Origin of the sequence: Pseudomonas sp. 18.1.10, assembly GCF_024655625.1 — a bacterium.
GTDB lineage: Bacteria > Pseudomonadota > Gammaproteobacteria > Pseudomonadales > Pseudomonadaceae > Aquipseudomonas.
The window spans coordinates 1-4,902 of sequence record NZ_JANLGL010000308.1; the positions used below are offsets into that span (position 1 = coordinate 1).

At 64.1% G+C, this 4,902-nt stretch carries 6 protein-coding genes; 3 read left to right on the forward strand and 3 right to left on the reverse strand.

Translation table 11 applies throughout. The features are described 5' to 3' along the window. The first annotated feature begins 92 nt into the window (after nt 1-92). Nucleotides 93-794, forward strand: a complete 702-nt coding sequence (locus NUV89_RS27470; protein WP_017738648.1) for a response regulator transcription factor — start codon at nt 93-95, stop codon at nt 792-794. A 3-nt stretch (nt 795-797) separates the two neighbouring features. Next, nucleotides 798-2,099 carry an ATP-binding protein gene (locus tag NUV89_RS27475; RefSeq protein ID WP_257783784.1) on the forward strand — a complete coding sequence of 434 codons (1,302 nt, stop codon included), beginning with the start codon at nt 798-800 and terminating at the stop codon, nt 2,097-2,099. Here NUV89_RS27475 and NUV89_RS27480 read toward each other — a convergent pair whose 3' ends face one another. The 3 genes from NUV89_RS27480 to NUV89_RS27490 form a co-directional block, all read right to left on the reverse strand. After that, nucleotides 2,100-2,768 carry an anti-sigma factor domain-containing protein gene (locus tag NUV89_RS27480; protein WP_257783785.1) on the reverse strand — a complete coding sequence of 223 codons (669 nt, stop codon included), beginning with the start codon at nt 2,766-2,768 and terminating at the stop codon, nt 2,100-2,102. Further along, entirely contained in the window at nt 2,765-3,271 is a 507-nt protein-coding gene (locus NUV89_RS27485; RefSeq protein WP_257783786.1) for a sigma-70 family RNA polymerase sigma factor, read from the reverse strand. Before NUV89_RS27485 ends, NUV89_RS27480 begins: the two co-directional genes overlap by 4 nt. Nucleotides 3,272-3,337: 66 nt before the next feature. Next, a complete protein-coding gene (locus tag NUV89_RS27490; RefSeq protein ID WP_257783787.1) occupies nt 3,338-3,856 on the reverse strand; it encodes a DUF3455 domain-containing protein in 519 nt (172 codons plus the stop codon). 194 nt (nt 3,857-4,050) lie between these two features. On the opposite strand from NUV89_RS27490, the gene NUV89_RS27495 reads away from it, so the two are divergent. Beyond that, entirely contained in the window at nt 4,051-4,836 is a 786-nt protein-coding gene (locus NUV89_RS27495; protein WP_207046664.1) for a sulfite exporter TauE/SafE family protein, read from the forward strand. Nucleotides 4,837-4,902: the final 66 nt, after the last annotated feature.

Consider the following 4,902-nt stretch of genomic DNA (forward strand, 5'->3'; position numbering starts at 1 on the left):
TACACCGCATTCGCGAGCAAGCCCGCTCCCACACAAGCCCGCTCCCACATTGGATTTGTGTATGACTTTTAACCGTATTGATTGGAAACACCATGCCCAACATCCTCCTGGTGGAAGACGACGCCGCACTCTCCGAGCTGATTGCCAGCTACCTGGAACGCAATGGCTACCACGTCAGTGTGCTCAGCCGTGGCGACCATGTACGTGAACGCGCGCGCCTCAACCCGCCGGACCTGGTGATCCTCGACCTGATGCTGCCCGGCCTCGACGGCCTGCAAGTGTGCCGCCTGCTGCGCGCCGATTCGGCGGGCCTGCCGATCCTGATGCTCACCGCCCGCGACGACAGCCACGACCAGGTGCTGGGCCTGGAAATGGGCGCCGACGACTACGTGACCAAACCCTGCGAGCCCCGCGTGTTGCTGGCACGGGTGCGCACCTTGCTGCGGCGCAGCAGCCTGTCCGAACCGCAGGTGGCCAACGACCAGATCCTCATGGGCAACCTGTGCATCGACCTGTCGGAACGCACCGTGACCTGGCGCGAGCAGGTGGTGGAGCTGTCCAGCGGCGAATACAACCTGCTGGTGGTGCTGGCCCGCCACGCGGGCGAAGTGCTCAGCCGCGACCAGATCCTGCAACGCCTGCGCGGCATCGAGTTCAACGGCACCGACCGCTCGGTGGACGTGGCCATCTCCAAGCTGCGGCGCAAGTTCGACGACCACGCCGGCGAAGCGCGCAAGATCAAGACCGTGTGGGGCAAGGGCTACCTGTTCAGCCGTTCCGAGTGGGAATGCTGAGCGATGTTTCGCGTACTCCTGCGGCTGTACCTGATTACCATCGTCACCTACAGCGCGGCGATCTTCCTGATTCCCAAGCTGGTGATCCAACTCTTCGAACACCGCTACATGGACTACAACGTCGAGCAGTCCCGCGGCATGCAGAAGCTGATCGTCAAGCAGTACCTGCGCGCACCGGTGGAGCGTTGGTCGCAGTTGACCGAACAGTTGAGCGCCGACTTTGCGCCGCTCAAGGTGCAACTGCTGTTGCGCCAGGACGCCAGCTACACCCCCGCCGAGGCGCAGCGGCTGGCCGAGGGCAAGCCGGTGATCCGCCTGGGCGAGTGGGGCTGGATGGAAGACATCAGCTCGCCGATCAACGAACAGTTCGTGGTCAAGCTGACCATTCCCCCGGACCCGCTGGACATGAACCTGCTGTATTGGTCGATGAACGTGCTGATCGGCGCCGCGTTGCTGGCGTGCCTGCTGGTGTGGTTGCGCCCCCATTGGCGTGACCTCGAACGCCTGAAAAGCACCGCCGCGCAATTGGGCCGGGGCAACCTGACGGAGCGCACACGCATCCCCCCCAGCTCCAACATCGGCAGCCTGGCGGCGGTGTTCGACACCATGGCCGATGATGTCGAACAGTTGCTCAACCAGCAGCGCGACCTGCTCAACGCCGTGTCCCATGAACTGCGCACGCCGCTCACGCGCCTGGATTTCGGCCTGGCCCTGGCACTGTCCGACGACTTGCCCCAGGCCAGTCGCGAACGCTTGCAAAGCCTGGTGGCCCATATTCGCGAGCTGGATGAACTGGTGCTGGAACTGCTGTCCTACAGCCGCCTGCAAAACCCGGCGCAACTGCCTGAGCGGGTCGAAGTGGTGCTCGATGAATTTATCGACAGCGTGCTCGGCAGCGTCGACGACGAGCTGGAGAACCCCGAGATCGTCATCGATGTGGCGCTGGACTGCGCCGTCGAGCGCTTCAACCTCGACCCGCGCCTCACCGCCCGCGTGTTGCAGAACCTGCTGCGCAATGCCACGCGCTACTGCGATAAACGCATCCAGGTCGGCGTCAGGGTCGGGCCCGACGGCTGCGAGATCTGGGTGGACGACGATGGCATCGGCATCCCGTTGGACCAGCGGGAGCGCATCTTCGAACCGTTCTACCGCCTCGACCGCAGCCGCGACCGCGCCACCGGTGGCTTCGGCCTGGGGTTGGCGATCAGCCGGCGCGCCATGGAAGCCCAGGGCGGCACCTTGGTCGCCCAAGCCTCGCCCTTGGGCGGCGCGCGGTTTCGCGTGTGGCTGCCCAGCGTGGCCTAATCAGAGCACCCTGACCGCACGGCCAATCGCCTGGATCGGCCCCGTCGGTTTGCCGGTCGGCGAGCCGCGCGGGTCTTCCAGGGTCAGTTCGAACAGCTGGTTAGGCGACAGCGGCGGCAGCTTGTCCAGCGGCACCGACAGCGTCTGCCCCGGCTTGACCAGCCCCAGCGACACCGGGCCCTGCCAGCCATCGCCCTTGGTCCAGAATTGCAGGGCCTTGTCCGCTGGCACTTCCATCACCCCCAACGGGATCAACTGAATCTGCTGGTTGTTGCTGGCCTGGATCACCCAGCCCGGCGCCTGGTTCTGTGGGGCGACCAGTACCACCACAAACGTCGGCTCAGTGCTCGTCGGGCGGGTCAGCAACAGCGCGGCCAGGGCCAGCGTCGCCACCAGCCCGGCGCCGGCCAGGCCGCGCCAGAGTGCCAGCAGGTCCCACCACGGGGTGCGCACGCCGCTGAGGTTGCGCTCGATGCGCTGCCACAGGTGCGGTGAGGGCGCTACCGGTGCGGCCAAGGCGGTCAGGGGCAGCAGGCGCTGCTCCCAGGCGTCGACGGCCGCGCGCAGCTCGGGGTCGTGCGGGAGGCGTTGTTCCACCTCGGCACGCTGTTCGCCGGGCAGGGTGCCCAGCACGTATTCGCTGGCCAGTTCGTCCAGGGGGTTGCTCATGCCATGCACTCCCGCAGCGCAGCGAGGCTACGTTTGATCCAGGCTTTGACGGTTCCCAAGGGGGTGTCCAGTTTCCGGGCGATTTCGCTGTGGGAATAACCGTCGACATAGGCGTGCAGGATGCACGTGCGACGGGCCGGGTCGAGCTGTTCCAGGCAGGTGTGGATCTGTCCGGAGTGTGTCGGGAATTCGGGGCTGGCGATGGGCTCGTGTTCGTCGCTCAACGGCACTTCGCGGTAGCTGTTGCGCATCGCATTGAGCGCCAGGTGGCGGGTCACGCTGAACACCCAGCCACGGGCGGCGCCGCGCGCCGGGTCGAAACTGCCGGCGCCGCGCCAGATCTTGATAAACGCGTCATGCACGACGTCTTCGGCCAGGGCCTTGTCCCGGGTGATGCGCAAGGCCACACCGAGCAAGTGGCTGCTGTCCTGTTGGTAGAGTTGGCGCAACGCGCGCTGATCGCCACGGGCACAGGCCAGCAGACAGGCTTCGTAATCAAACACGTATGGCTACCCCCAATGGCAGAACATCCCGTTCATCTGCACTGGGGGCAGCGTAGCCGAGTTTGCTCAGTTGGCCGCCCAGAAAATGTAGTCGGCCTGGTACTTCACCACTTCCTGCTTGCCTTTATTGGCCGTGGTGCACTCGCTGCTCGGCGCCACGCCGCCCTTGAGGGCCACGCGTTGGATGTAACTTACGCCGCTCATCGCGCCCTTGCCTTCGGCCGGGTTGGCCTTGACCAGTTGATACGGCAGGTTGCCCGGGCTCGACGGGGCCACGGCCAGCTGGGTGCCGGTGATCTTCGAACCGTCCTTGGCCTGCCAGGTTGCCGGTGGGCCAAAGTAGGTGCCGACTTGCTTGCCGCTGCGATCATTGAGCACCGCTTTAGGGCCGACAAAGGTCCATTCGGTCTGGCCGGCGGCGTTGGCTTTGTCGCGGCACTCGTAGGTGATTTCGCCGACACCGGTAGTTTCCATCGCGACTTTATGCCCATCCGGCACCTTGATGCTGTCGGGCAAACTGCTCTGGGCGAAGGCGGCCGGGGCGGCGAGCAGGGCAGTCAGGCAGAGCAATGCTTTGGCGTTCATGGGTGTTTCTCCATTGGGTAGAACAGCAGGGTTGCTGCAGGTACTACCCATGGGCGCGGCAAATGGATGCAGGCATTCGCAAATAAATCGGCGAAAACACAAAATGATCTAAAGTCAGATCACATTGATATAAGTCGTTATAAGAAAAATCGCTATCCTGCCGCCAGAAATTTATAAGGCCGCAGGTAGTTGTAATGGATGTGGGTAATGTTGGTTTCGTCGTTGCTGGCCTGATTGTTGGTTTTATCGTGGGCATGACCGGTGTGGGCGGGGGTTCATTGATGACCCCGATCCTGTTGTGGTTCGGCATCAACCCGGCTACCGCCGTGGGTACCGACCTGCTGTACGCGGCGATCACCAAGTCCGGTGGCGTGCTGGTGCACAGCAAGAACAAGAACATCGACTGGACCATCACCGGCTGGCTGACCCTCGGCAGCGTGCCCGCCGTGCTGCTGACCCTGTGGTTCCTCGCCAGCCTGCACACCGACCCCAGCGCGATGAACGCGGTGATTAAGCAAGCCCTCGGCGTGGTGTTGCTGCTGACCGCCCTGGCGATCCTGTTCAAGAAACAGCTCCTGGCCTTCGCCCAGCGCCATGCCGGCGACGACTACCACATGAGCCCGCGCAACCTGAACCTGCTGACGGTGGTCACCGGTGCGATCCTGGGCACCATGGTCGCGCTGACCTCCATCGGCGCCGGCGCCCTCGGCACCGTGGCGTTGTTTATCCTCTATCCGTTCCTCGCCACGCGCCGCCTGGTCGGCACCGAGATCGCCCACGCCGTGCCGCTGACCCTGGTGGCAGGCCTGGGCCATGCGAGCATGGGCAATATGGATTGGCACTTGCTGGGTTTTCTGTTGATGGGCTCGCTGCCGGGGATTTACATCGGCAGTCACATGACCGGCAAGCTGCCGGACGGCGTATTGCGGCCGTGTTTGGCGGTGATGTTGATGGCCATCGGCTACAAACTCGCCTTCTAACACGATTCAACCTGTGGGAGCGGGCTTGTGTGGGAGCGGGCTTGCTCGCGAATGCGGTGGATCAGT

Coding starts and splice junctions, on each gene's coding strand:
- NUV89_RS27495 (WP_207046664.1), top strand. CDS start 4,051: ATGGATGTGGGTAATGTTGGTTTCGTCGTTGCTGGCCTGATTGTTGGT.
- NUV89_RS27490 (WP_257783787.1), bottom strand. CDS start 3,856: ATGAACGCCAAAGCATTGCTCTGCCTGACTGCCCTGCTCGCCGCCCCG.
- NUV89_RS27480 (WP_257783785.1), bottom strand. CDS start 2,768: ATGAGCAACCCCCTGGACGAACTGGCCAGCGAATACGTGCTGGGCACC.
- NUV89_RS27475 (WP_257783784.1), top strand. CDS start 798: ATGTTTCGCGTACTCCTGCGGCTGTACCTGATTACCATCGTCACCTAC.
- NUV89_RS27470 (WP_017738648.1), top strand. CDS start 93: ATGCCCAACATCCTCCTGGTGGAAGACGACGCCGCACTCTCCGAGCTG.